Annotated in this window: 23 protein-coding genes and 2 pseudogenes; all 25 read left to right on the top strand. The window is 60.8% G+C overall.

From position 1 onward, the window contains the following. The first annotated feature begins 14 nt into the window (after nucleotides 1-14). The 25 genes and pseudogenes from EBI04_RS04830 (at nucleotide 15) to EBI04_RS04715 (ending at nucleotide 22,239) form a co-directional block, all read left to right on the top strand. Nucleotides 15-365: a hypothetical protein gene (locus tag EBI04_RS04830; protein ID WP_240695382.1), complete on the top strand. Its 351-nt coding sequence runs from the start codon at nucleotides 15-17 to the stop codon at nucleotides 363-365. Then, entirely contained in the window at nucleotides 325-2,784 is a 2,460-nt protein-coding gene (locus EBI04_RS04825; protein WP_135256409.1) for a TraG/VirB4 family ATPase, read from the top strand. Before EBI04_RS04830 ends, EBI04_RS04825 begins: the two co-directional genes overlap by 41 nt. Then, a complete protein-coding gene (locus tag EBI04_RS04820) occupies nucleotides 2,781-3,842 on the top strand; it encodes a hypothetical protein (RefSeq protein ID WP_135256407.1) in 1,062 nt (353 codons plus the stop codon). Before EBI04_RS04825 ends, EBI04_RS04820 begins: the two co-directional genes overlap by 4 nt. Before the next feature lie 10 nt (nucleotides 3,843-3,852). Beyond that, on the top strand, nucleotides 3,853-5,013 hold the full coding sequence (locus EBI04_RS04815; protein WP_135256405.1) for a hypothetical protein: 1,161 nt from the start codon (nucleotides 3,853-3,855) through the stop codon (nucleotides 5,011-5,013). Nucleotides 5,014-5,017: 4 nt separating this feature from the next. After that, nucleotides 5,018-7,486, top strand: a complete 2,469-nt coding sequence (locus EBI04_RS04810) for a type IV secretory system conjugative DNA transfer family protein (protein ID WP_135256403.1) — start codon at nucleotides 5,018-5,020, stop codon at nucleotides 7,484-7,486. Nucleotides 7,487-7,550: 64 nt separating this feature from the next. Then, entirely contained in the window at nucleotides 7,551-7,964 is a 414-nt protein-coding gene (locus EBI04_RS04805; protein ID WP_240695381.1) for a hypothetical protein, read from the top strand. Further along, nucleotides 7,961-8,194 carry a hypothetical protein gene (locus EBI04_RS04800; protein ID WP_135256401.1) on the top strand — a complete coding sequence of 78 codons (234 nt, stop codon included), beginning with the start codon at nucleotides 7,961-7,963 and terminating at the stop codon, nucleotides 8,192-8,194. Before EBI04_RS04805 ends, EBI04_RS04800 begins: the two co-directional genes overlap by 4 nt. Further along, the gene (locus tag EBI04_RS04795; RefSeq protein WP_135256399.1) at nucleotides 8,191-8,649 is read left to right on the top strand and encodes a lytic transglycosylase domain-containing protein; all 459 of its coding nucleotides are present in this window, start codon (nucleotides 8,191-8,193) and stop codon (nucleotides 8,647-8,649) included. Before EBI04_RS04800 ends, EBI04_RS04795 begins: the two co-directional genes overlap by 4 nt. Then, a complete protein-coding gene (locus tag EBI04_RS04790; RefSeq protein ID WP_240695380.1) occupies nucleotides 8,646-9,386 on the top strand; it encodes a winged helix-turn-helix domain-containing protein in 741 nt (246 codons plus the stop codon). Before EBI04_RS04795 ends, EBI04_RS04790 begins: the two co-directional genes overlap by 4 nt. Further along, nucleotides 9,383-10,387, top strand: coding sequence for an AAA ATPase domain-containing protein (locus EBI04_RS04785; protein ID WP_240695379.1), 1,005 nt, complete (start codon nucleotides 9,383-9,385; stop codon nucleotides 10,385-10,387). Before EBI04_RS04790 ends, EBI04_RS04785 begins: the two co-directional genes overlap by 4 nt. A gap of 825 nt (nucleotides 10,388-11,212) precedes the next feature. After that, on the top strand, nucleotides 11,213-11,452 hold the full coding sequence (locus tag EBI04_RS04780; RefSeq protein ID WP_135256397.1) for a hypothetical protein: 240 nt from the start codon (nucleotides 11,213-11,215) through the stop codon (nucleotides 11,450-11,452). Between the two features lies 1 nt (nucleotide 11,453). Beyond that, a complete protein-coding gene (locus EBI04_RS13165) occupies nucleotides 11,454-11,597 on the top strand; it encodes a hypothetical protein (protein WP_167481888.1) in 144 nt (47 codons plus the stop codon). 1 nt (nucleotide 11,598) lies between these two features. Beyond that, nucleotides 11,599-12,708 carry an ATP-binding protein gene (locus EBI04_RS04775; protein ID WP_135256395.1) on the top strand — a complete coding sequence of 370 codons (1,110 nt, stop codon included), beginning with the start codon at nucleotides 11,599-11,601 and terminating at the stop codon, nucleotides 12,706-12,708. Between the two features lie 2 nt (nucleotides 12,709-12,710). Beyond that, the gene (locus tag EBI04_RS04770; protein WP_135256393.1) at nucleotides 12,711-13,913 is read left to right on the top strand and encodes a vWA domain-containing protein; all 1,203 of its coding nucleotides are present in this window, start codon (nucleotides 12,711-12,713) and stop codon (nucleotides 13,911-13,913) included. Between the two features lie 428 nt (nucleotides 13,914-14,341). Beyond that, nucleotides 14,342-14,596, top strand: a complete 255-nt coding sequence (locus EBI04_RS04765) for a hypothetical protein (RefSeq protein ID WP_135256391.1) — start codon at nucleotides 14,342-14,344, stop codon at nucleotides 14,594-14,596. A 102-nt stretch (nucleotides 14,597-14,698) separates the two neighbouring features. Then, nucleotides 14,699-15,409: pseudogene (locus EBI04_RS13980) on the top strand (ATP-dependent helicase); the annotation flags it as partial. A gap of 236 nt (nucleotides 15,410-15,645) precedes the next feature. Further along, entirely contained in the window at nucleotides 15,646-16,593 is a 948-nt protein-coding gene (locus tag EBI04_RS13770) for a 3'-5' exonuclease (RefSeq protein WP_167481887.1), read from the top strand. 447 nt (nucleotides 16,594-17,040) lie between these two features. Continuing rightward, nucleotides 17,041-17,331: a hypothetical protein gene (locus EBI04_RS04750; RefSeq protein WP_135256385.1), complete on the top strand. Its 291-nt coding sequence runs from the start codon at nucleotides 17,041-17,043 to the stop codon at nucleotides 17,329-17,331. Between the two features lie 305 nt (nucleotides 17,332-17,636). Next, a pseudogene (locus EBI04_RS04745) lies at nucleotides 17,637-18,143 on the top strand (Rad52/Rad22 family DNA repair protein); the annotation flags it as partial. After that, nucleotides 18,143-18,529, top strand: coding sequence for a hypothetical protein (locus EBI04_RS13155; protein WP_167481885.1), 387 nt, complete (start codon nucleotides 18,143-18,145; stop codon nucleotides 18,527-18,529). The pseudogene EBI04_RS04745 and the gene EBI04_RS13155, both read left to right, overlap by 1 nt. Beyond that, the gene (locus EBI04_RS13975) at nucleotides 18,510-18,761 is read left to right on the top strand and encodes an SWIM zinc finger family protein (protein WP_373277642.1); all 252 of its coding nucleotides are present in this window, start codon (nucleotides 18,510-18,512) and stop codon (nucleotides 18,759-18,761) included. Before EBI04_RS13155 ends, EBI04_RS13975 begins: the two co-directional genes overlap by 20 nt. 56 nt (nucleotides 18,762-18,817) lie before the next feature. Beyond that, nucleotides 18,818-19,237, top strand: coding sequence for a hypothetical protein (locus EBI04_RS04735; protein ID WP_135256381.1), 420 nt, complete (start codon nucleotides 18,818-18,820; stop codon nucleotides 19,235-19,237). Nucleotides 19,238-19,443: 206 nt separating this feature from the next. Continuing rightward, the gene (locus EBI04_RS04725; RefSeq protein ID WP_240695378.1) at nucleotides 19,444-20,169 is read left to right on the top strand and encodes a PD-(D/E)XK nuclease family protein; all 726 of its coding nucleotides are present in this window, start codon (nucleotides 19,444-19,446) and stop codon (nucleotides 20,167-20,169) included. Nucleotides 20,170-20,232: 63 nt separating this feature from the next. Beyond that, nucleotides 20,233-21,615 (top strand): ParB/RepB/Spo0J family partition protein, encoded by a 1,383-nt coding sequence (locus EBI04_RS04720; RefSeq protein WP_135256379.1) that lies wholly within the window; start codon nucleotides 20,233-20,235, stop codon nucleotides 21,613-21,615. A gap of 435 nt (nucleotides 21,616-22,050) precedes the next feature. Beyond that, complete coding sequence (locus EBI04_RS04715; RefSeq protein WP_135256377.1) at nucleotides 22,051-22,239, top strand: hypothetical protein; 189 nt, start codon at nucleotides 22,051-22,053, stop codon at nucleotides 22,237-22,239. Nucleotide 22,240: the final 1 nt, after the last annotated feature.

The raw sequence follows: 22,240 nt of genomic DNA, 5'->3' as shown, positions 1-22,240 counted from the left end.
GTAAGGTACCGCGCTTGGACACGAGCCTGACCCTGTTTGGGCTTCCCCTGGGGGTGGTGATGGCCTCTTTGTTTGGGGGATTTTTGGCCCTTCAGGTGGTACAGATTTTGGTGGCGAACATTTGGATACGAGGACTGGTTTCCATTGCTGCGGTGGTGCTGGTTTACAAGGTGAGCCTTTGGGTGAATGACAACTACGGGTATGGGGTGGGGTGGCGGTTTATTCGGTTCATTACGAAGGCGGATGTCTACTATCCTTCGGAGCCGCAGAGGGAGGTTCCGTTGACACTTTCTCGGGCTGGGCTTGCCGAACCGGAGGTGGTCAATGAGCGTTCTGGGTACGAAGACCTTGCCCTTGGCCGATGAGCTTCCCCATTGGGAGTTGGAGGACGGCATCTTTTTTACCCGAGAGGGAAGGCTGGAGGTGGGGTTTGAACTTCAGCTACCGGTCATGCTCCTCTTTTCGGATCGGGATCTCCTGGACTTCGCTGAGCGCTTTGCCACCTTTTTACGGCTCACGGTGCCTGAGGGAGAACGGTTCCGCCTACTCGTGGAAGCCAGGCAAGAAGCAGAGGGCTACCTGCAAGAAATAGAAAAGGAAGAGGCCACTTTTGTTCACCCCTTAGGTAAGCTATTTTTTGGAGAAAAAGTCAAACTCTTCCGTAAACTCGCGGAAGCCGGGGTTTTGCGCACCTGGCGGTACTACGGGTTTTTGTCCCTGACCCCTCCTCGAGGGAGGATACGGGGAATGTTTTCCGAGCGGGAGTACCAGGAGGCCAAAGACCTCGCCTTGGCGTACCGGGAAGAGGTGGTGGTCCAGCTGGCAGGGGCGGGGATCAAGGCTGTACCGGCGGACGACAAGCGTCTCTTTGAGACCTTGTGGCGGTGGTTCAACCCAGACAAGCCCACCCCGGAGTACGAGCCTCCGAGGGCCAGGGCCCCTTACGGGACGCCTGACTACCGGGGGTTGACCCGACAGGTGGCGCAAACGGAGGTGGACAACGCTTACCCCTTTTACATCCGCTTGGGAGAGCGGTGGGTGGGCGGTGTAGCCATGGCTTCCTCCCCCGATTCCACGTGGCCTGGGATCGCGGACGCGCTTTTGCGCACCGAAGGGGAGTTCTACCTGATAGCGGATTGGTACCACAAGCCTTGGGAGAGGGAAGTCCGTAAGGTAAGCACGGGGCACCGCACGGCTAGCGCCATGGCCCGCTCGGACACGGTGGTGGACCCTTCGGTGTTTGTCAAAGCACAAAACTACGAAGAGGCACTAAAGAGAGCCCAGGGGGAAAGCCGCCACTTTTTTGAAACTAGCCTGCACCTGGTCCTTCTCGAAAAGAGTTTGCGAGATTTGAAAAAAAGGATACCGGCGGCGAGGGGGCGTTTTGCTCAGGTGGGGGGAGCTAGAGGTATTCCTGTGGCCGACTTTTTTGAGGCGTGGGTGAGCCTATCGCCGGGTTCGGGCAAGGTGCCGTACTACAAGACCCTTTTGTTGGAAGACAACGCCGCAGACTTGATGCCCACGTGGTCCCCCTGGAGGGGTTTGGACAGGCCGATGGCTATCTATGAGGGAGCAGGGGGCGTACCAGTAAAGATTGACCTGTTTTCTGACCGATTCCCGGCCAAGCACGGGATTGTGGTGGGGGGAAGCGGATCGGGTAAGAGCTTTTTCGTGCAGTCCCTCATCAGTCAGGTGGCCCTCCGGGGGGTGGAAGTCATCATCGTGGACCGGGGTTTCAACTACGCGTTCCTGGTGGAACTTTTAGGAGGGAGCGTGGTGGTCATGGACCCCGTAGAGGGCACCAGCGTCAACCCCTTTGAGCTGTCCGAAGGGGAGCTTTTTCCCTCGGAAGAAAAGAGAGACCTGATTCGGGCTATTTTCCGGGCCATGATACCTCCTCCCTTGAACGAACAGGAGGCCATGGTAGAGGAGGCCATCTGGATGGCCGCCGTGGAGCAGACCTACCTGATGCAGCAGCAGGAGGACGAAAGGGGCCAGAAGTACCTGGAACCCTTTACCCTCTCCACGGTGGTGCGCAAGCTCCGCACCATGGAACAGGTGAACGGCAAACCCATGGGCCCCTCGGAGAAGGAAATCGCCCAGCGCCTTGCCCTGGCCCTGGACAACTGGACGGGAGACTCCGTGTACGGGCGTCTCATTGACCGCCCTTCCCAGGTGAACCTGGACAACCAGGTGGTCTACTTTGAAACGGGCAGGCTGGGAAACGACGGCCCCTTGACTCAGGTGGGCCTCCTCCTCATTTCGGACCTCATTTGGAAAAAGATTACCAAGAAGAAGGGGCCCAAGCTGGTGGTTTTAGACGAGGCGTGGGCGCTTTTGAAGAACAAGTACGGGGCGGGGGTGGTGGAGAACCTTTACCGGCGGAGCCGGACCTTCGGAGCGGCGATTTACGCCATCACGCAGGAACTGAAGGACTTTACCTCGGGGTATGCCCAAGGGATCGTGAGCAACACGTACTATCACTACCTTCTCCGGGCCTCGGAACAGGAGGAACACATCATGAAGCTTTTTGGCATACCTGAGCGAGCCATTGAAGAGGTTTACAAGAAGCTGGAATACAAAAAGGGGCAGTATTCGGATGTGCTGGTAGTCCTCAGGACGGGAACGGGCCTCGAGGGGGGCGTGTTGAGAGTAAGGGTTTCTCCCCTGGAATACTGGAGCTACACAACAGACAATAACGACAAAAGGAGGCGAGAAGAGGCTGTCAAGCGCTACGGGAATCCGAAAGATGCCGTTCTAGCCCTAGCTCGGGGGGAAGCATGAGAGCGAAAGCCATTCTTGTGGGAGCAGTCCTGACCTTTGTCCCAGGAGCTTTTCCAGCAAAAGCCAACGGGTTCTGGGACACCCTTGGGGGAGTGCTCAATAGCGCTTGCAGCGCTACCTATGACTTCAACTTTGGCGGTAACTGGGACTGGATTTGCACCCTGAGGAGCGTGTACGGCAACTTCCGCTGGATAGCGGAGAACTTCCAGGACTATGTGCAGGACTTTGCCATCCAAGCAGGCATAGGTGTCATTGAGGGCTTTATGCAGTCCTTGGGGTGGTACATAGGACCGGGGGTGAACCAGTTTGTGGACCAAATCGCCGATGCCGCTCAGCAGGTAAGGCGGGCACCGCAGCTTTTGCGAAGAGCGATTGCCAGGGCGATGCTAGAGGATGCAAAGGTGAGGCATATACCCCTAACGGGACGGTATCCCACAGGGAGCCCCCCTGACCTTTTGGTCCAACAAGCCCAGAGCAACCCCACTATCGCGGGGGGTTTCTTGGGGGACTACCTGGAGGAGGTCAAGGACATCGGGAAGCGTGTGGCGGCCATACAGGCCACGTCCAACCTTTCGGAGGAACTGAAAAAGAGCAACGAGACGATAGGGGAGCTAACTAGCTTGGTAACAAAAGTGGTCACACCAAAGGAGGCGGAGCAGACCACGGGAGGGGTGGTGCGAGCAGGTGTGGCGGATCAGCTGGTGGATAAGGCAAAAACGGCGGCATCAACGAGAGAAGTTATGGAGGCTACCGTAGAGGGGATCTCGTACCTGTTGAGGCTCCAGGCGGCCACGAGTCCCATCTTGGTTGACTTCCTGCAAAAGCAGGTTCAGGCGCAGCTTTACACCAATGGGTCCTTGGTGGGGTTGTACGACGAGATCGCCGCTCTTGCGGAAAAGGATTCGGGCGAAGCCGAGTACGAGCTACAGGCGTATGCGGTAGCCGTTGAGGAGGGAGCGAGGGAAGCGGAAAACGAACTGAGGGTTTTGGGAGAGCGTTTTCAGTCGTTGGTGGACATGGCGGATAACCTCCCCGACGGGGGAAGTCTCTCTTGGTAGGGGGTGAAGGATGAACCTTCCGGGTATTCCTGACTACAGCTACTTCATCGGCCAGTTTATCGCTACCGTACAAGGAATGGGGCTTCAGGGGTGGTTCACGGGAGCGGCAGGGGCGGCAATTGTTTTTGCCTTCGTGTGGGCCTTGGCGCTGTTCGCGTGGGGCAACCGGATGGCGGCGCAAGCCGTTTTCGTAAGGGCCATGGTGGCCCTATTGCTGTTCAATCTGGCTACACGTCCAGAAGGGGCCGCCTTTAAGAGTTCCCTCTACGACGCTTGGCGAAACGGGCACCGGGTGGCTGCCCAGAGGGCTTTGGGGCCGGTTGCAGACAGTGTGGGGCAAGCCCTGCTGGACATTCGGGACACAGTCCGCAATGCTTTGGTTGCCATAGGAAGCTTTGCTGTGGGAGGCTTTGCGCTGAATGTTTTTCGCGGGGGACTGGCGGGGGCGCGAGCGGCTGTGAGGGCAAGCACGGTAGCCAAGGGGGAGCTAGGGGGCACCACTCGGGGTATAGGAGGAGCCGGAGCATACCAAGCGGTCAAGACGAGTGTAAGCAAAATGGGGCAGGGGGCCCTTCTGCTTACGGCTCCCTATGTGGGAGCGATGATGCTTTCCGGGGTCATGGTCTACCTCGCCATCGTGCTTCTCCCGCTGGCCGCTACCGCAATGGCTCTGGGTGTACCAGCCGTTTTCAGGGCCGTCCTTTCCCTTTACCTTTCGGGGTTATTGCTGGGCATCGTTGCTCCTGTGGTCCTTGGGGCATCTCTTCGCCTCTTACAGCACACAAGCGTGGCGCAAATGCAGCAACAGCTGCAACAGATCATGGCAGAGGCGGAATCTGTGCGGCAACAGCAACGGCAGGCTATTGCCCAGCTACGGAGTGAGGTGGAAAACTACGGCAACCAGGTGGAAAACCAGGTTGCGCAGAACACGCTTCAAAAGAAGTGGGATGACATCAGGGAGTGGTTTGCCGGGGCAGTTTCCGGTGCGGCACAAGCGGTGGGCAACGCCATGAATACCGTGTTGGCCCCGCTGAACAACATGCTGACTTCCCTTGCCAGCTGGATTGTAACCGGCGTTGTGGGCATCTTCATGTACCTTCTGACCATCCTGGGGATACTGATTGGCGTTTCCATCACTTTGAACCGGGTAGCTTCTGCGGTGAGGATTTAGCGCCATGGACGAAGCGGCTCGGAGAAGGTGGCTTTTGGTGTTTCTCCTAAGCGTTCTCGCCATCCTTTTGGGGATGGGATACGGGATTTGGACCTTTGTCCGGGGGGTGATCCAGGCCACACAGGAACTCAATGCGCGAGGAGTGAGCCTTGTTCGGTGCTTGGGGGACCGGGCATGCAATCGGTGGTATCAGGAAAGGGTGGTTTCGGGGTTTGACGAGAACCTCCCTTACTACCTTCTCCCTTTGGTGCCCTTGGCTGCCCTGGCAAGGGCTAAGATGAGCGAAAAACCCAGGAAAGCTCCTGGCACCTCCCGTTATGCCCAGAAAGCGGACCTGGGGCGGTATCTTCACGGCAGAGAAAGGAGTGGGTGGCTGGGCCTGTACGAGGGTAGGCCCCTGCGGTACCCCAGCAGGACCCGCTTTGCCCACACCCTGGTCCTGGGTCAGCCGGGGGCGGGGAAAACTTCCCGGTTTTACGAACCCAATCTGGTGATGGACGCCTTAGACGGCAACAGCGTGGTGGTAGTGGACTTGAAGTGGCCCAACACCCAGGGGTTTCCCAGGTTTATCCCCCTCTTTGAAAACGCCGGGCACCGGATAGAGCTTTTCCTGCCTTACACCCTGGGCTCCAAGAAACTTCCCCTGCTTCGTGATGCCGCGGACCCTTTGGTGGCTATGGAGATCGCCGAGGGGATTATTCCCGTCGACCAAAGGGCTACCGCCATGACCTACTACAAGGATCAGGAACGGGCCATCCTCTCCACGCTGTTGCGGCTGGAAGCCACCGTAGGTTCCGGCTCTTTGGGGCGCTTGGTGCGTTTGCTGAAGCGAGGACCGGAGGCGGTGGAGGAGTTTGTGGAAAGCCTGGGGGATGACCGGGCCAAGGAAGAGATCGGATTTTTCCTGGACCTCACCCCTAACCAAAAGACGGGGCTAGTTGCGGGTCTCCTGGGGAAGCTACAGCCCTTTGATGACCCTCGCTTGGAGAGGGCCACGGGGAGGGGAGGGGAGGAAGAGGAAATCGATGTTGCCCGGATTGCTAGGGAGCCCACCTTTTTCTACATTGGCATACCGCAGGACCAGCTGATGGAAGGGGTGGGCCAGGTTTTCTTGCAGATGATTGTGCGGTATATCAACCGCACGCTCTTGCGGGAAGCTCGGAACCATGGGGGGCGGTGCCCGGTGCCTGTGATCATTTACCTGGACGAGTGGGCGAACCTGGGCTATCTGCCGGGGATGGACGTGATGCTGGCGACGGTGCGGGAGAGGCGTATCGCCTACATTCTCACTTTGCAAAACCTGCACCAGGGGATCAAGGATTACGGGGAGCCGGAGTTCAAGGCCATCTTGAACAACCTGGGGCACTGGGTAATCTTTCCCTACGCCATATCCATTGAGGACCGCATTTACCTGTCTGAGTTCCTGGGGCAGACCACCGCTTACGAGCGCACGGTAGCTCAGGGGTGGAAGGGAGCCATACCTATCTTTGATCCACGGCTTCAGGTGGCAGAGAAGGAAGTGGCCCGTCCTTTCCTGGCTCCTATGGAGATGAACGAGTTTACGGAGGGCCAAGGACTCGTCTTTGGTCCAGGAATCTACCCGGTGAAAGTGTGGTTGCCCCGGGTGGATGAACCGCAAATAGGAGGCCACCGCAATCCTCTTTACCCTTATGGGAAACACTTAGGGGCTTTGCGGGAACAACCCGATGAAGTCATGGCAGAGGTGGAAAAACACCTCTTCCCTGTGGATTCCGAAGAAGAAACCACTCCTTTGGTCCGCTTCCGAGAGTGGGCGGAAGCTGTGGTAAACGGAGAGTACCGGGTACACCTGGGAAGGAACCCTCACACCCTGGAGTTGACCAAGGTACAGGTGAACCGGGAAACCTTACCGGAACCCCTGGGTACACCTCCCTTCTTCCCAGAGTGGAAGAGGCAAGGGTGGGTGCGTTTTGAGAAGAACGAGAAGGCCATTGCCATCACGCCCAAAGGGTTAGAAGTTCTTCCGGTGGAAACGGTAAGGGGATTGGAGCGCCTAGGTTTGGCATGGAAGCTTGTGGACTGGGTAAAGAAGCATCGCGAACACATACAGGGCTTGGGGGAACAGGTAGACCTTCCCTTGGCCTACTTTGAAGAAGCTACCCTTACCATCCCCGAGGGAGCTTTCAAGGAAATTTTCGGCCCCGAGGCCCCAAGGGTGAGGGAACTAATGCCTCTCAAGAACACCCAAAGAAAGGGAATAAAGAGTGTGAAACTGCCTGCTGTGGTAGAATACCTGTGGGATAGCCAGTCAGAAGGCGAAAGCGCAAAAGGTGCCGAAATGGTGGTGGAAAAGGCTAAGGGCGAGGGCAGTGGGGACAAAGGCGATAAAGCGGAAAGGGAGAACAGGAAAGGTGTTTCTCCAGAGGTTTCTGGGACCCAGGGGAGTCGTTCTCCTCGTTCTGGGGACTCTGGGCTGGACTGGTTGTTTGAGTGAGGCGTCTGGATGGGAATGGCAGGCGTTTCTTTCCTTTGTGGAGAGGGGGAGGGAGGTTATTTTGGTGGCCCCCGTGTTTCGGGAGCGTCCCCTGATGGAGGCGGTGTGGAGGCGGTTGCGGGAGGGAAAAGGGGGGGTTTACTTGGTGGGTTCTTTGGAAGCCTCAAGGGATCCGGGGAGTTACTTTCTGGTGTTCAGCGGGTTAGGGGGGAAGCTGTACCAGGTTCACCCCTGGCCCCTGAAGATAGAGGGGTCGTTTGTGGTGGTGGATGGGAGGAAAGGTGTGATAGGGCCTTTGGTGGCTGGAATTGCTGATCTGGAGGGTAGGACGCGGGAGATGACTCCCGATGAAGCCCGTTTGTGGCGGGACTACGGGTTAGCCCTTATGCAGGCAGGCAGGGAGGTCAGGTACGACCTCGAGGTGGCCATGAGGCTTCACGTGATGCGGCGATTGGGCATCTTGGGAGGTGGGCGATGAAGTTTCCCCTTTGGGCCAGGGTACTCCTTTGGGCAGAGGTGCCCCTGGTGTTCTTTCTCAATCTCTGGTACACCCCATACGCCATCCTGTTGGCTTGGGGTGTTCCCCTTCTGTGGGAAAGGTGGTTTACTCACCTGGAAACCCTGGAGGAGCTAGCCTACGTGGGGGAGTTCAAGAAGTTGACCGAGGCAACCTCGGGAGAACCGACCACAGGTAAACCTGGGGAATGAAAAGGGGATGGGTTATTTTCCTAGGGTTACTGTTTCCCGCTTTGGCCTGTAGGTATGTACCTCAGGACCTCTGGCACCTCACCTGGCGGCACGCCCTGGCCTGGGGGGTGGACCCCTACCTGGTGGCGGCGGTGGTCTGGGTGGAGAGCGGCTACTGCCCCCAGGCGGTGGGCCGGGCGGGGGAGGTGGGCCTGGGGCAGTTCATGCCCGGCACCTGGCACCGGACCACCGGGGGAGCCCCCCCGGAGTGGAGGACTGACCCCGACTGGGCGCTCTGGGCCACGGCCAAGCACCTGCGGGAGCTTTGGCTAGCCACCCGGGACTGGCGGCTGGCCCTGGCCGCCTACAACGCGGGGCTGGGGGCGGTGCGCTCGGGGCGGATCCCCGCCTCCACGGTGCGCTATGTGGAGCGGGTTTTGCGGGTTTACTGGCGTTGGAGAGGAGGGGTGATGTGAGGGGGTTTTTAGCCACGCTTTTGGTGGTGTCCTACGCCTTTGCCCTGGTGATGTCCACGGGACACCTGAGCGAGTGGTACAGGCTCACCCTGGGAAACCTTCCTGGATGGTTTGCTGTGGGTCTGGCGGCGGCCTTGGAGATGAGCGCCTTCCTGCTGTCGTTGCTTTCCAACTCTCTCCTTCGGGGATCGCGATGGGCATCGTGGGGGGCGGTGGTAGCCCTTGGCCTGGTGTGGGTAGGCAACTACTTCTCCATGCGGCGAGCAGGAATAGGAGTGGCGGAAGTTGAGGTCTTCCTTTCTTCCTTGTTCGTTCCCGTGTCCACTTTTGTCATTGCCAAGGTGCTTGGGGAACTCCTTGAAGGACAAAAAAACGCTGTCACCTGGGTTTCCCAAGGGGAGGTTCATTTGGGGGTAGGGGGCCCCAAAGCGGAAACCAAAAGTTTTCTCCTTGATGTTTCGGTAAACTCGCAAGAGCCTGAAAGTGCGGAAGGGAGAGCAGAGGTAAACGAAGAGGAAACGGGGTCATTTCGGCAATCCAAGGGTTCCCACGAAGACTACCTAAGGGTGTTGCAAACTCCCCGGACGGCGAAGGAGCTAGTGGAGATCTTTGGAGTGAGTAAAGCAGCGGTTTACAAGCGGTTGAAGGCCCTTGAAGAGAAAGGTTTGGTGGAAAAGGAGGGTGGGCGGTGGGTGGTCCGTTCAGGGCCCCGTTTGATGCAAGGAGGTAAGGCTTGAAGGAGGTTCATTTGGGGGTGGGGGGCCCCAAAGCGGTTCATTTGGGGGTGGGGGGCCCCAAAGAGGAGACCCTTCGGCACATAGAGGAAGCTGAACGGATAGGGACGGAGCGGCTTCTTTCCTACTTTCCCGCCTGGATACGGGCCATTCTGCAGGAAGACATTGAGGGCGTGGAAGAGGTGGCGATGGACTTGGGGCGGCCCCTGGTAGTGCGGGTGCGGGGAGAGCAGAAGCTGCACCGAGAGGTGTCCCAAGGGGATATTGACTACTTCTATGCCAAAGTGGGCAGTTTCCGGTCTAACGGGCGGGCGGGGATACCCGGGACACTTCACCGTATCTCGGTAATCCGGGATGCGGATGACCTGCCTATCGGTTTCACCATCCGGTTCGGCAGGGCTATTCCAGGCATAGCCACCCCTTTGCGGGACTGGATAGGAGGCAGGGACTCAACCCTCATCATTGGTCCTCCCGGAGTAGGGAAGACCACGCTTCTGCGGGGAATCGTAGAGGAAAAAGCCAAAACCCTGAAGGCCCGCCTGGTTATCGTGGACACCTCCAACGAGATTGCAGGGGACGGTGCAGTCCCTCACCCCATCATCGGGTCTGCTCGGAGGATGATGGTGGGAGACCCCCGGAAGCAGGCCAACATCATCTTGCAGGCCATCACCAACCACTCCCCCGAAACCATCGTGGTGGACGAGATCGGCTACCACGGGGACGTGGAGGTGCTGGAAACCGCCAGGCGGAGGGGTGTGGACATCGTAGCCACCGTCCACGGGGAAGACCTGCGGGATGTCCTGGAAAACCCCGTCCTCCGACCCCTCCTGGGATACCCGGACCTGGAAACCGGCAAACGCCTCACCCGCCCCGTGTTTCGGGTAGGCATCGCCGTACTCGCTAAAGGCGTCTACAAAGTTTACCCCGACTTCACCGCCGCCATCGATCAGGCTCTCAGAAAAGAAGACCCCGATGGCATCGTGGTTGACAGCAAGAGGGGATAAATCCCCCCGCCACATCAAAAACTCCCATTCCCCAAGTCAAAACCCCGCCCCCAACAACCTTCGCCCCGTTTACCCCAAACGCATCATTCTAAGAAAAATCCCGGCAAAGGAACGAAAGAAAAGATTTTCCTTGAGGAAAGCATTCCTAACACAAGAGGGTGAGGAGAGGAGAAGGTAGCTTGAGGAGCCAAAGGAAACTTGATGCGGATGGGTAATCAGGGAGGTTGTATCCCCCCTCCCCCCGCACCCCTCCCCCCTTTGGGGGGAGGGGAGTCATCGCGGCCCAGAGGGAGCGAACTCTATGGTGAACCGAAACACGCCAGGGGCACCAAAGGTGCCCCTGGCAGTCTGGAAGGCGAAGCCGCCTAGGTGGGCGCAAGCCGAACGGCTCTCTAGGAGCTGTGCCTGGGTCCCGATCTCACCGCTGGGAGGGAGGGGGCAACGGCACGCGGAAGGCCGCCCGGCTAACCCATGATGCCGGGCAAACCCTGGTCCTCGAGGCCCTCCCCGCGTGCTGTGCGGCTTCCCCTACGACTGGGGAGACGGATGGTTCACCCGCCCCTGTCCCCGGTGCGGGACCTACGCGGACACCTTCCACCCCCAGGAGTACCTCTGGACCTTCATACGAGCCCAGGGAGGGCTGGCAGAAGCCGCTCAGCGCCTCGAGCTCAAGCAGACCACCCTGGAGAGGTGGCTGAAGGAAGGCCTCCGCCCAGGAAGCTGGCGCTTCCTCCGGGGGAGGGTGAGGAAAATCCTTCTAGCGAATCCAAACGCCAGGGGCACCTTTAGTGCCCCTGGCCGTCCGAAAGGTGAAAGGAGGTAGCCATGCTCTACTTCCTAGGCGGAAAGACAAGGCACCAAGGCAAAAGGCTCTCCGAAACCGGCATGAAGCACCTGGCCCTCCTGGAAGGACAGGTCTACGCCCATCCCCAGGCCCTCTGTGAGGGCACACTTGTCCCAGAAGAAGACCTGCCTGCCGGAGTGACCGTCGTAGTCACCCCCAACCCCCCTAAAGGAGCCCTGGTGTTGGCCCCCGGTCCCAAAGGCTGGGTCGCGGTGGAATAACATGCCCAGGATCAAGCTCAACCCACAGGAACTCCAGGACTACCTGGAGTTCCGCAAGAGGGGCAAACGCCACCGCGACCGCAGAAAGCCCCGCGGAAACCCCAGAAGCCTGGCCCGCCGCCGGGCTCACCTCCTGGAGGATTGAAATGTTCCGAGAACAAGTGGAAGCCCTCTACACCGCCCTCGTGGGAGACGTCCCCATCATCCTCTGGGGACCCCCAGGCACAGGCAAAACCGCCACCCTCACCCACCTGGCCCGGCGGCTCGGGTGGCACCTGGAAGTCCTCATCGGTGCCACCCGGGACCGCACCGACTTCGGGGGATTCCCCGTGGCCCACGAAGGACGGGTGAGCCTGGTCCCTCTCCCCTGGCTCACCCGCCTCCTGGAAAAAGGACGGGAAAGCATCCTCTTCCTCGACGAACTCTCCTCCACTCCCGAGGACGTCCGCCCAGCCCTCCTCCGGGTCATCAACGAAAGAGTGGCCGGGGATACCCCCATCCCCTCCCGCATCGCCGCCGCCGCTAACCCCGCCGAAATCGCCGTGGGCGGCTTTGACCTGGAACCCCCCATAGCCAACCGCCTCCTCCACCTGGAGTGGAACCTGACCCCCCAGGAGTGGGCCCAGGGCCTCCGGGAAGGATGGGACACCATCTACCCCAAACTGCCGCCCCCGCCACCCCCAGAAACCCTCGCCGCCCACCAAGAGTGGGCCCGAGACATGGTGGCCCTCTACCTGGAACGCAACCCCACCCACGCCTACCACCTCCCCCAGGGTGAAGGTAGGGGAAGAGCCTGGCCTTCCTACCGCACCTGGACCATGGCCGCCCAAGCCCTGGGTACCGCCCGCGCCCTCGGGTTCGGAGAAAGCGTCCAGAGCACCCTCGTGGCCGGAGCCGTGGGTAAGGCGGGGTACGCCTTCATGACCTTCCTCCTGGATCTGGACCTCCCCGACCCCAAAGAGGTCCTCCACAACCCCTCCCTCCTCCCCTCCCGCGATGACCGGGCCTACGCCACCCTCATGAGCGTGGCCTCCCTCGTGGTCAGCGAGTGGAGCGAGGAGCGGTGGAAGCAAGCCTGGCGTGTCCTCGGACACGCCGCCCAAGAAGGCCGCGCCGACATCGCCGTCCCCGCCGCAGGACGCCTCATCCGCGCCCACCAACGGGCCAGGGAGGAACGCAAGCCCACCTGGACCTTCCCCGAGGCCGCCCAACGCTTCCTTCCCCTCGTGCAAAAGGTGGCAGAAATGCGGAGGTGACCATGTACATCAACCCCACCACACCCCACGGGGAACGCCTCCGGGCCGCAAGGGCCGCCCTTGCGGCCCGGTTCCCCTACCTCTACCCCATCGTCTACCTCCTCACCCTCGTGGAAACCGACCGCCTCCAAACTATGGCCGTCGACCGGCACGCCCGCCTCTACTACAATCCCTGCTTCCTGGATGCCCTCACCGACACCCAGGTGGTGGGCCTCCTCTGGCACGAGGTCCACCACCTCCTCCGGGAACACCCGGGACCCCGGGGAGAAAACCTCCACCAGCGCCACCCCTACCTCTCCAAAATCGCCCTGGACCTGGAAATCAACGACGACGCCCAGACCGCAGGGGTGGACCTTCCCCGGGGAAATCACCCCTACGCCGGGCATTTCCCCGAAATGTACGGGTTTCCCACAGGGCTTCTGGCAGAGGAGTACCTGAAGCTGCTCCTGGGCTTCCCGCCTGAGAAAAGGCCCAAAACCCCACAAGAACACGGAACAGGAGCAGGAGGGGATCCCGGGGACTGGGAACTGGGCAACCCCTCTCCCTCCACCGGAGGAGTGGAAGGGGCCAACCTGGAGGTGGCCCGCCAGGCCACCGCCCAAGCCATCCGGGACTACGAGGCCAAGGGACGAGGCACCGTACCCGCCGGGGTGCGCCGTTGGGCAGAAGCTTACCTCAACCCCAAGGTGGACTGGCGCAGCGTCCTCCGCAACACCCTCCGCAAGAGCCTCGCCGACCTCGCCGCCCGCCAGCGGGCCACCTACACACGCCCCCACCGCCGGGCCAGCACCTACCACCCCGTGATCCTCCCAGGCACCTACGGCCTCAAACCCCGGGTGGCCGTGGTCATCGATACCTCCGGCTCCATGGACGAAGAACTCCTCGGCCAGGCCCTCGCCGAAGTCCAAGGCATCCTCCAAAGGGTCAAAGAAGTCAGGGTCTACACCGTGGACGCCGCCGTCCACACCGCCCAAAAGGTCTTCCGCAAAGAACAAATCAACCTCCTCGGAGGCGGCGGCACCGACATCACCCTCGGCATCCACGCCGCCCTCGCCCATAAACCCCCACCCGACCTCATCGTCGCCCTCACCGACGGCCTCACCCCCTGGCCCACCTCCCCCACACCCGTCCCCCTCCTCGCCGTCCTCCTCCAACCCCACGCCCCCACACCTCCCCCCTGGATCCGCACCATCGTGGCATCATGAGAACTCTCATCTACACAGGGAAAGATGAGGGGGCGATTCTCATGAAAGAAGAAAACGCACAGAAGGGGGGTTAGCAAAGTTATCCCGGAAGGAACCCGCAGATATCCTAGACTGACTCTTCGGTGAAGGATGAGAAAATGAGATGCCCTTTCATCCTTCACCCGGTTTTGCGATAGGAAAGGGGGTGGAACCATGAGGTGAAGGATGGTGAAGGATGAGAGGCTCTCATCCTTCACTACGAAATGCCCTTCTAAAGGGCATTCCTACCGTGGGTGAAGGATGAGAGGCCGTTTTTGCCTATTCTCATAAAAACGGCCAATACTTCCATTTCGGGCAGCCACCATCACGGCTGAAGAAAAGTTGAGCGTGGATTTAGCAAGACGGGACGGCATCGCCGTCCCGGTCGGAGAGGTGAAAGGAGGTGAAGGATGAAGAACGGCAAGGGCAAGCAGGCAGAGCGGGAAGTGCTCCGGGCGTTCACCACCCGGGAGTACGAGGACAGCGAGGGGGAGACCCGCACCTACTGGGTCCAGGTGGGCCGGGCCTTCCGCTCGGAGAAGGGGATCACCGTCCTCCTGGACGCTCTCCCCCTCAACGGCAAGCTGGTCCTTCTCCCCCCTAACGAGGAGGCCGAAGCCGAGGAAGAGGAGGAGGACGTGATCACTCCCCGCAAGCGGCGCTAGGTCACGGGCGAAGCCCGTATCTTGACCACAGGCAAGAAGGGGGGGGCTAATCCCCCCTTCTTGCGTGGCTTTGACTACCATGGTTGAAGTAGGAGGTGATGCGTGCTCAACAGCGAACAGCAGGCGGTGGTGGGGCACACCTTCGGGCCCGCCCTGGTCATCGCCGGACCCGGCAGCGGCAAGACCCGCACCGTCACCCACCGCGCCGCCCGCCTGGTGAGGGAAGGCTTCTCCCCTGAGGAAATCGCCCTGGTCACCTTCACCCGCAAGGCCGCGGGGGAAATGCGGGAACGCCTCGCCCACATGCTCCCCGAAGACGAGGCCAGCCGCCTGTGGATCTCCACCTTCCACAGCCTCGCCGCTACCGTCCTCCGCCAAAGCCGCAAAGACCTCAAGGTCCTGGACGCCGATACCGCGCGCAAACTCATCGGCAACCTCCTGGAAGACCTCCAAGCCCCCCACCGCCTCACCCCCAAGGCCGCCCACGGGGCCATCTCCCGGGCCAAGAACGCCCGCTGGGACCGGGAAACCCTCGCAAGCCAGTACGCCGACTTTGAACCCTACCTCTCCCAGGTCTGGGAACGCTACGAGGAGTGGAAGGAAACCCGGGGCTACCTGGACTTCGACGACCTCCTCCTGGCCGCCGTGGAAGACCTCAAGGCCGACCCCTCCCTTCAGCGGGACTGGCAAAAGCGCTGCCGCTTCCTCACCGTGGACGAGTACCAGGACACCAACCTGGTCCAGTTTGAACTGGTCAGGCTCCTCCTGACCGGGGAAGAGAACCTCATGGCCGTGGGGGACCCCAACCAGGCCATCTACTCCTGGCGCGGGGCCGACTACCGCCTCATCCTGGAGTTCAAGCGCCACTTCCCCCACGCCCTGGTCTACAAGCTCCCCCTCAACTACCGCTCCCACCGGGGCATCACCGACGCCGCCACCGCGGTCATCCGCCAGAACCACCACCGGGAAGACCTCCCCCTCACCGCCCTCCGGGACGGCGACCCCCCCTCAAGGTCACCGCCGAAACCCGGGAGGCCGAGGCCCTCTTCGTGGCCGAGGCCGCCGCCCAGACCCTCGCCTCCGGGGTGCCCCCCGAGGAGATCGCCGTCCTCATGCGCTCCCTCTCCCTCTCCCGTCCCCTGGAGGCCGCCCTGCGCCGGTTCCGCGTCCCCTACACCGTGGTGGGAGGCGTGGGCTTCTGGGAGCGCCGGGAGGTCAAGCTCCTTCTCCACTTCCTCCGGGCGGCCACCGGGGACACCCTGGCCCTGGCGGAGGCCATCGCCGCCACCGTGCCCAGGTTTGGCCCCAAGAAGGCCCAAAAGGCCGCCGAGGACCCCAGGCTCCTCCTTCCCGTGCCTGAGGGGCGGCAACTCCTCCAGGCTGTGGAGGATGCCCGGCGCATCGCCGAGGCCCGGGGTTTGGCCCTGGCCGGGGAGACCGAAGCCTGGCTTCGCCGGTGGCGGGAGTTCCTCTGGCCCGTCCTCCTGGACTGGGCCGAGGGGAACACGGAAGCCGCAAGCGAACGCTACATGAACACGGAGGAAGTGGCGAACGCCATGCGGGGCTTCGCCGAACACACTCCCCAGGGGGACCTGGCTACCTTCCTCCAGGACATACTCCTGGAGATGGAAGATGGGGACCTGGAGAAGCCCCAGGGCGTGAGGCTCATGACCCTGCACGCCTCCAAGGGCCTGGAGTTCCACAGCGTCTTCCTGGTGGGCCTAGTGGAGGGCGTCTTCCCCTCCTGGAGAAGCGCCCAGAACCCCGCCCAGCTGGAGGAGGAACGCAGGCTCCACTACGTGGGCCTCACCCGGGCTAAGGAAAACCTCTACCTCACCACCTACCAGGTGGGCGAGCGGGGCCCCGTCCGCCCCAGCCGCTTCTTCACCGAAACCCCCGGCCAGCACCTCCCCTACCACCCCTCCATCGGCTACCACGGCAGGGAAACCACCGAGGCCGTCTCCGGCCTCGCCCAAATCGCCTCCCTGGACTGGTAACCGCAGGCCCCCTCGTGACCAGAGGGGGCCTGTCCACTTTGATAATAGTGCGCTCAACTTTTCTCCATCGCTAATGGTGGCTACCTGAAATGGAAGTATTGGTCCTTTTTATGAGAATAGGGAAAACCCCCCTCTCATCCTTCACCGTGGCAAAAACGCCCTTAAACACGGCGTTCTCGGGTGAAGGATGAGAGGCTCTCATCCTTCACCATCCTTCACCTCATGATCTCAGTCCGTTTCTCATCGCAAATCATGGTGAAGGATGAGAGGGTATCTCATCTTTTCATCCTTCACCATAGAGTCAATCTCGGTCAGTAGTGGGTTCCTTCCCGGATAACCGAGAACAGATGGCTTTCTAAGGGCACTCTCTACGATGAGAATTTACCTCTCATCGTCTCTCCTGTGGAGGGTAAAGATGAGAGCTTTCATGAGAAGGGAGGTGGGAAGGTGATTCGGTTGCGGGAGTTTTGGCGGGAGGAGGCGGAGGTGGTGGCGGTTTCGGCCACCTATTTAGCGGGTGAGCGGGTGGAGGTGAAGCGGGTTCGGTCCTTGGCGGAGGCGGTGCAGGAGGTTCGGAAGGCTAGGGACCGGGGAGCGGTGGACGTGGAGATCGCGTGGCTTCTGAGAAAGGAGGAGGGGGAAGAGTTTTCTTGGTACTTGGAGCAACGGTTGCACCTCCATTTTGAGAGCACAGCGTCTGAGCACCTTGCGAAGGAGGTGAAAAGGAATGTTCGCTGACGCCTTGGTCGTGGTTGTGAAGCACCACACGGGATGGATTGAGGTCTTAGGAGCTTCCCCTGTGTTCCTAGACGAGTCCGCTTTGCTTCGGAAAGGGGCTGTTTTGTACCAAGTGGTCACAGAAGATGGAAACGAAATCTACGAAAAGCTTCATCCCGCAGCTGTGGCTTGGCTGTATGCCCGGTTGCGGGGCCAGGTGGCCTACTTGGAAGCCTTGGACCGCGAGGGCAGGGTGGTACACCGGCTTTAGGGGGCGGGGCGGGGGATAAACCCCCGCCCCAGTCTGAAAGGCGAAAGGAGGGAAGATGAACTGGCAAGAGGTTTCCCGGATCCTCAAGGCTCCATTTCCCCCAAGCAAGGTGGGCTGGAAGGTCCAGTCTACCAACAAGGACCGGACCCGCGGCCTCGTGGTGGCCTACGTGGACGCCCGCACCGTAGTGGACCGCCTGGACGAGGCGGTGGGTCCCGAGGGGTGGCACGACGCCTACGAAATTCTCGCAGACCACACCTATACCGTGCGCTCCGAACGGGGAGAACGACGGGAACGCCTGGTGGAAGTCCGTTGCCGCCTCACAGTCCTGGGTGTCACTAAGGAGGACGTGGGAGAAGGCGATTCCCTCAAATCCGCCTTTTCTGATGCCCTCAAACGAGCCGCAGTCAAGTTCGGAGTGGGCCGCTACCTCTATGAACTGGAAAAAGTCTGGGTTCCCCTCAAAGATGGGCAACCCACGGAAAAGGCTCTAAAGGAACTCAAACGGCTCCTTCTGGAGGAAAACGAAGAAGAGGAGGACGCATCCTTTGAGGAGGAACCATGAAGCTCATCTTTTACGGGCACTCTCCTCGTCCCCAGGGTGTTTACGAAAACCTTGGTGAAGCCCCCGAAGGAGTCCCCTTGTTCCTCTGCCCCTACGAAGACACCTTTGTTCCGGTCGCTCGGGTGGGCAACCGCCTCCTTTACCTGGAGCCCGACGGGGTGTACCGCTACTGGGTGACCTACGAGGAGGAGAGGGACTTTCCCCTCCCTCCTGCCCGGGGTGACGCCCTGGTGGCCTTTTTTGACCCCCAGCAGCAAGCCTTCGGCCTGGAGGTCTGGTCGGGAAAGGCCCGGATGGCCCACATGGTCCTGCACCAAGGCCCCCTGGCTCTGGAAGCAGCCCGGTCCGTCTTCGGAGGTAGACGTGAGCCAGACGCCCAATAGGGTCGTGGAACGGGCAAAGCTTTTGGCCAAAAACGGAGTGATCTTGGACTTCGGCGCTGGGTATTACCGGGTGCGCTCCCAAAGCGGACGAGGGTGGTACGAGGTAAAAGATCCTCCCGGCATCTGCACCTGCCCAGCGTTTACGCATGGGCGCACCCGTCCCTGCAAGCACATCCTGGCGGTGCGCGAAAGGAGGAAACATGAAGTGGATACCCTACGGCGTAAACCTTGACACCAAGACCCACGGCTCCATCACCCATCTCCTCCCCCTTGCGGAAGAGGAGGTGAGTGAACCCATTTCCACAGAAAACCTGGTGGATCGCTTCGGCAACCGCCCTGATCTTCCTCCAGGAGCTTCTCCCCCTGCCCTCCCAGGCTTACGCTCGCCTCCTCCTTATAGCCCAAAGGGAAACTGTGGTGGGCGATCTCCTCCGGCAGGCTCCCGGCCAGTTCGTGGACCTGGGGGAGGACCGCAAGGTGGCCTACATAGGCCCCCTCGGGGACGGGCATCTCCGGGCCTACACACAGGCTTTTGACGAAGGAGTGGAGTGGGGAGTGGAAGTGGTGGATGCCCCCGGTGAGGTCTACGGCCTCGTCCTCCTCCACGGCACCCGCATCCATCCCCAAGAGGCCGAGGCAGAGGCCATCAAGCGGGCGAAAAAGGTGTACCAGTTCTTCACCTTGGAGGCCCAAGGTGTACCCTTCTAAATCAGGTAAGTCCAGCTGGGAAGTCTTGGCAGAAAACCAGTTGCGTTCCCTGGGCACACCCGTTTTCCTGGGGTTTACCGCTCGTGCTTTCCCCTACGCCCCATGTGGAAGCTTGAGGGAATACCGCAGGATTTCCCAGGGAGGGCAGCACGGAGTGGCCTGGTACAAGGTGCTGGAAAACAAGGTTTACTACATGGTAGAACCCCATGAACCGCGCTGAACCCATACTCAGAAACCGGAGGGGGTACACCCTTCGCTTTGATCCCCAAAGTCACGAATACCGCCTCACCTCTCCTCAGGGCGAGGAACGCACCTTACCTTCCGTTACCCGCATCCTTTCCCTCCTGGGTAAACCCAGGCTGCAAGCTTGGGCCATGGACCTCATGGCCCAACACATCCTCAACAACTACGCTCCGGGCATGACCCACGAAGAACTGCTCTACCTCACCCAGGAAGCCGCTGGCCTTCACCGCAAAGAAGCCCGAAGCGCTGCCAATACAGGAAGCGAAGTCCACGATTGGATTGAAGCTTTCCTCGGAGGTATACCCCGCTCACTCCCTCAGGACCCAAAAGCCCAAAGGGCAGTAGAACGCTTCCTGGAATGGTGGGAAACCACCCCAAGGCGTTTCCTCCTCTCCGAGGAAATCGTGGCCCATCCCCCGCTGGGGTACGCGGGCAAGGTGGACCTCGTTCTCTCCGACCGCACCCTCGTGGACTTCAAGACCTCCAAAGCCCTGTACCCCGAATACGCCCTCCAGCTGGGGGGATACGCCCTTGCCCTGGAGTGGTGGGAAGGCCTCCGCCCCCAAAAAGGACTCCTCGTTCGCATCGGCAAAGATGGCTCCTTTGAAACCCAAGAGGTGGACCTGCCTAGGGCCAGGGAAGCCTTCCTGCACCTTCTGGAAGTCTGGAAGTACCTGGAAACCCGCTGAACAAACAAAACGGGACGGGGGGGCAAGCCCCCCGTCCCGGTCTTGGAGGTGAAAGGAGGTGCCATGACTGTTGAGGTTCCCTTGGAGAAGCTTGAGCTAGCCCCGGAAAATCCTCGCCAGGTCCTCACAGAAGAAGGCATCGCCGCCCTGGCGGATTCCATCCGCCAAGTGGGAGTCTTGCAAAACCTGGTGGCTTATGAGGAGGGGGGCACCTACTACGTGGTGGGGGGTGGCCGTAGACTGAGGGCCCTGTGGCTTCTCCACGAAGCAGGCCACGATGTGCCTCCCGTGCCCGTCAAAGTTCTTCCCCGGGAGGAAGCCGCCGTGGTGGCCCTGGTGGAAAACCTGGAGCGCGAAGACCTCTCCCCCTTGGAGGAAGCCGAAGGCGTGGCCCGCCTCGCTGACCTCTTGGGAGTGGAAGAGGCCGCAGAACGCCTGGGACGCTCCCCAGCTTACGTGGCCCTCCGACAAGCCATAAGGGACAAGCTCGTTTCCAGAGGCAAAGAAGCTTTCCAGAAAGGGCAACTTACCTACCGACAGATAGCTCTTCTGGTTCGCCTTCCCGAGGAGATCCAGGAGGAAGTCCTCCGGCACTTTGGTTTCCATTGGGAGCCCGATGGTGTTCTTCGTTACCTGGAAGGCCACAAGAGCCAAAAGGGCTTCCTTTTCACGGAGGAGGAATACCGCCAGGCGGGAGGTGTGGTGGTCCACGACCTGGAAGGCAACCCCCACTACGTTTCCCGGGATGTGGTCTACCGCCTTCAACTCCAGCACATGACCCGCCTCGCTGAGGCCGCAGGCGTCCCCATCCATGTGGAGGACAAGCCCTGGCATAGCCGCCCCGTAAGCCCAGACCCAGAAAACATCGCCGCCACCGCTAAAAACTTGGAGGCCGAAGGCTACAAGGTTTACGGCTTGCGCTGGGGATACGGCGGCCTGGAGCTGGTTTACGAACGATCCAAGGCGAAATCCCAAGACTCCGACTCCTTGCCCGCTACCACCCGAGCCCGCCTTAACCTCGCTAAGGACCTCACCCACGCCCTGGACTTCGTGGACAACGGAAATGTCCGCCAAGCCATGGCCGAAGTGGTTCTCGCTGCCCTTGGTGAGGGGAAAAGCCGCCTTCAAATCACCGCACCCTCCTATTCCCCCCTCAAGTCCGATGAGGTGCTGGAGCGTTGGGGAGCTCTGAAAAAGCGCCTGCGGGAACTCGTGGACTCCTACGATGGGCACCTTCGGGATCACCCTCAGCTGGAGCAAGCTTTCGTTTTGGCCGTGGCCCTTGCCCTCGACCAACCCGCAGAGAGCATCCGCAAGGAAGTCCTTCGGCCTGAAGACCTGCGGGGCATTCCCCTAGAAACCCTCGCCACCCTCCTCCCCCGCGTGCCTAAAGACCGCAAGGAGGCGGTGGCTATGGTCCTCTCCTTGGACCGCATCCGCCTCTAAAAAGACGGGGGAGGGCCTGGGGAGGCCTTGGGCCAAGGAGAGGTTTGTCTGAAACCTTTGGTGCGCCAGGGTTTCTGACCCAGGCCCTCCCCCAGTCTGAAAGGCGAAAAGGCGGGAAGCTTCCCATGCGCCTGCAAGTGTTGCCCAAAACACCTCAGGCTCGGGCCAACCGCATCCTCCAGGGACTTTTGGAGGAGACCGCCTTCGGCCTCCCCTTCCTGGGGAGCAGGCTCCTTCAGGAGCTTCTGGAAGGACAGGAGGGGCGGAAGGCGGAAGTCCTGGTGGCCCGTAAGCTCCAGGCGGACCCCGCCCTAGCCCAGGTCCTTCTCTCCCTACCTCTGCCTGAATCTTGGAAAAAAGCGGCCCGGGAAGGGATGAAAGGAGACAAGCGTATACCCCTCTTCCCCGAACCGGAAGCCGCCTGGGAGGTGCCCGATGCGGGAACTCAAGCTCACCCCCGAGCAGGCGGTGGCCCTCCTCAACCTGCTCCAGGCGGAGCGGGAGTGCGAGGGCTACCTGCCGAAGGCCCTGGAGGAGGTTTGGGAGAGCCTGAGGACCTGGCTCAAGGAAGAGGGGCTGGCCCGGAAGAGCCCCACGGGGAGCTACTACCTGGTGCGGAGGTGAA

Source organism: Thermus caldilimi (assembly GCF_004684245.1).
Taxonomy (GTDB): Bacteria; Deinococcota; Deinococci; order Deinococcales; family Thermaceae; genus Thermus; species Thermus caldilimi.
This window is presented reverse-complemented; position numbering and strand designations above follow the sequence as displayed.